Annotated in this window: 3 protein-coding genes; all 3 read left to right on the forward strand. The window is 72.3% G+C overall.

Annotation, left to right across the window (positions count from 1 at the left end; genetic code table 11):
• Nucleotides 1-611 precede the first annotated feature (611 nt).
• The gene (locus VR45_RS11080; RefSeq protein WP_159394182.1) at nt 612-1,367 is read left to right on the forward strand and encodes a DUF4344 domain-containing metallopeptidase; all 756 of its coding nucleotides are present in this window, start codon (nt 612-614) and stop codon (nt 1,365-1,367) included.
• 146 nt (nt 1,368-1,513) lie between these two features.
• Complete coding sequence (locus VR45_RS11085; RefSeq protein ID WP_234325934.1) at nt 1,514-1,906, forward strand: YdeI/OmpD-associated family protein; 393 nt, start codon at nt 1,514-1,516, stop codon at nt 1,904-1,906.
• Between the two features lie 321 nt (nt 1,907-2,227).
• The coding region (locus tag VR45_RS11090; RefSeq protein ID WP_159394183.1) for an alpha/beta fold hydrolase at nt 2,228-3,392 on the forward strand (1,165 nt) is incomplete at its 3' end.

Raw genomic sequence — 3,392 nt, forward strand, 5'->3', positions numbered from 1 at the left:
CGCCATCACCGACCCCGACGCCCTCGCCGAACTTCCCGCAGTCCGCGCTTCTGCCCCGGAATGGGACTTCGACTTCGAGGACGGCGACGAGCTGAGCCGCCGACTGCCCCGCCTGACGGAGCTTTACGCGGAACCGGGCAGGGTCGACGCGTCGGCTCGGCTCTGAGCACCCTCGACCCCGGTCGGCTGTGACGGCGCTGGTCACTGGAGTGACCTGAGGACCATCGTCGTGAAAGCCTTCGGGTATGTCCGAGCTGACCGAACATGCCGATCGTCCGGTCAGGCTGTTCGGTTTCTGGGACGACATCTGCGGATTCAATCCGTTCTTCCGTCGGGCAGAACCACCGGCACCGTCCCGCGCGCGGGACGGGAGCGCACGGTGGGTCGGGGTGCCCGGGGCGCAGCGGATGCAGGAGGTGCGGGGGCGGGCGCATGCTGAAGGGAGCAGGTGGTCGAGCCGGCGAGGTGGTCGTCGTGAGCTGGAGGTCGTGAGCTGGAGGAGCGGGGGCCGGTTACGGTGGGCGGCAGCGGTGCCGTTCGCGTTGGTGGGGCTGCTCGGGGCTCCCGTCGGGGCCGGGGCCGCGACCGGGGCGCGCGCACCTGTCGAGCAGGTGACGGAGCCTGTCGAGGAGGGTGTGCTCGTTCCCTCCTACGAGGCGGGTCTCACGCCCGAGGACCAGAAGGCCCAGGCTTTCCTCATGCAGAACGCGGTCCTGGAGGACATCGCCGCCTACGCCTCGGAACGGATCGTCCTGCCCCAGGACATCCCGCTGCATGCCGCGAGCTGCGGGGAGGCCAACGCGTCCTGGGACCCGAGGGCCCAGGACATCACCTTCTGCTACGAGTACATCGAGGAGCTCGCCCCCCTGCTCGCCGCGCAGGAGAGCGAGGGCACCGCCGAGGAACGCTCGGCGCAGCTCGATCAGGACCTCATCGGGGTGACCAACGAGGCCGTCCTCCACGAGCTCGGCCACGCGTTGGTGAACCTGTACGACCTGCCGGTCGTGGGGAAGGAGGAGGACGCGGCGGACCAGCTCTCCGCCCTGCTGCTGGCCTCCGGTGACGAGCGCCATGTCGCGTACGCGCTGAGCACTATCAAGGCCTACGCCGCCCTGACCAATGCGGCGGCGAACGGCGAGCAGCCCCTGAAGGCCTACGCGGACGAGCACTCGCTGGACGCCCAGCGCTTCTACAACTGGGTCTGCTGGCTCTACGGCTCGGACCCGGACCAGTACGCCCCGGCCGTCCAGACCGAGCGCAACCCCGAGGGCATTCTGCCGCCCGAGCGGGCGGCAGGATGCCCGGGCGAGTTCCGGCAGATGGAGAAGTCCTGGAGCCCGACCCTCAAGCCCTACCTCAAGACCTGAGACCCGCTCGTCCACGGCCCCCGTCGTACTCCGCACGTACGGTCGGCTCCTCGGTGGTCTCCGTGGTGGTCTCGGTGGTGGTCTCCGTGGCGGTCTCCGTGGTCGGTACGGATGTGGGCCCGCCGCAGGCGCGAGAAGCTGTGGTCGTGGCCGACACCGGCCTCACCGTGGTGGCCGCGCTCGGCGGCGGCGCGCGGCCGCCGGTGACGATCACGGTCAACGGGCATTCCTGGCGGAGCCGGGTCGCCATCCTGCGCGGTCGGCACCTGCTCGGCCTCAGCAACGCCAACCGGCAGGCCGCCGGGGTCGAGATCGGCGAGGAGGTCGAGGTCGAGCTTGAGCTCGACACCGAGCCGCGCATCGTCGTCGAGCCCGCGGACTTCGCCCAGGCCCTGGACGACGACCCTGCCGCACGCGCCGCGTACGACCACCTCTCGTTCAACCGGAAGCGCGAACATGTGCGCGCCGTCGAGAGCGCGAAGAAGCCGGAGACACGCCAGCGGCGCATCGAAAAGGCCATCGCCTCCCTGCGCGGCTGATCCGCGGACGTCCGACTCGAGGCAACTCCGGCCCGGCCCCGGTCTTTCCGGTGTGCTCTGCCGGTCCTGCTGCAGGCCCGGACAGTACCCGCGTCGGTACGTCGGTCGGCAGGTCGTAGATCGCCAACTGGCCACGCCCCCGGCAGACGGGTCGGACCCGCGTCGTGGCGCGGTCCCTGCCCGGGTTCCGGGGCCGTTCGGGTTCTGGTGGTCGCTTCCCGGTCGCGTCGCGCGCCGGACGTGGGCCGTCGACGTGTCTCCGGGGGCAGGCTGCTTCCGTCGCCGTGTCAGCACGGGCTCGGCACGATCGGAAGGACGAGCATGACGAGCATGCGGGGGCGCGTCGTCGCCCTGCTGGGCGCCGTGGCGGTGGTCGCCGGGAGCGCCCTGACCGATCCGTCGGCCGGGTTCGCCGCCGCGGCCGGTGTGCCCGGCGGCGGGGGCGGAATCACCGGGCAGGCGCCCTGCCCGCAGGCTCCTGAGTTCATCTGCGGGACCCTCACCGTCCCGTTCGACCACAGCGGCGCCACCCCCGGCACCCTCGGCCTCCGGGTGGCCGTCACCGGCAACACCACCGCGCCCAGGGGCGACCTGCTGTTCCTCACCGGCGGCCCCGGCCAGCCCGGTGTCCCGGCCATGAAGCGGATGGCGAGCAGGCTCGAACCCGTCCTCAAGGACTACCGCCTGGTGATGTTCGACCAGCGCGGCACCGGCCAGGGCGCCCTCCAGTGCCCCGGCCTCCAGGAGGACATGGGCTCCTCCGACCTCGCCGTGCCGCGCACGCGCTCGATCACCGACTGCGCCGCCACCCTCGGCCCGGACGCCCGCCACTACAGCACGGTAGACACCGTCGCCGACATCGACCTGCTGCGCCGCGCTCTCGGCGCCCGGCGCCTGACCCTGGACGGCGTCTCGTACGGCAGCTTCGTCGCCGAGCGGTACGCGCTCGCCCACCCGGCGCGCGTGGCGCGGCTGGTGCTCGACTCGGTGGTGCCGCAGCAGGGCTTCGACCCTCTCGACCTGGCCGCGCTGCCCGCGACCGCCCGGGTGCTGCGGGCCGCCTGCCGGACCACCGGCTGCACCACCGACCCGGCCGCCGACCTCGCCACCACCGTCCGGCGCTACGGCAACGGGGCGCGGATCCTTGACGCCCTCACCGGCTACGAGTTCGTCGACCCCGACTACGGCGGAGTCCCCGAGATCCTGCACGAGGCCGCCGCCGGACGGCCCGAAAAGCTTCTGGAATTCTTCGAGTTCGTCCACCAGCAGGTCAACGCCGCCCCGGCCGAGGACCTCAGCCAGGGACTGCACTCCGCCACCCTGTGCGCCGACTCCCGCTTCCCGTGGGGCACCACCGACACCCCCGTCGCGGGCCGCGCGGCGGCCTTGGAACGCACCCGCAGGCGGCTCACCGCCGAACAGACCTGGCCCTACGACCCGGCGACCGCGACCGGGCTCGGCAGCCTGCTGGTCTGCCTCCACTGGC

Source organism: Streptomyces sp. NRRL S-495, assembly GCF_000966955.1.
GTDB classification, from domain to species: domain Bacteria; phylum Actinomycetota; class Actinomycetes; order Streptomycetales; family Streptomycetaceae; genus Kitasatospora; species Kitasatospora purpeofusca.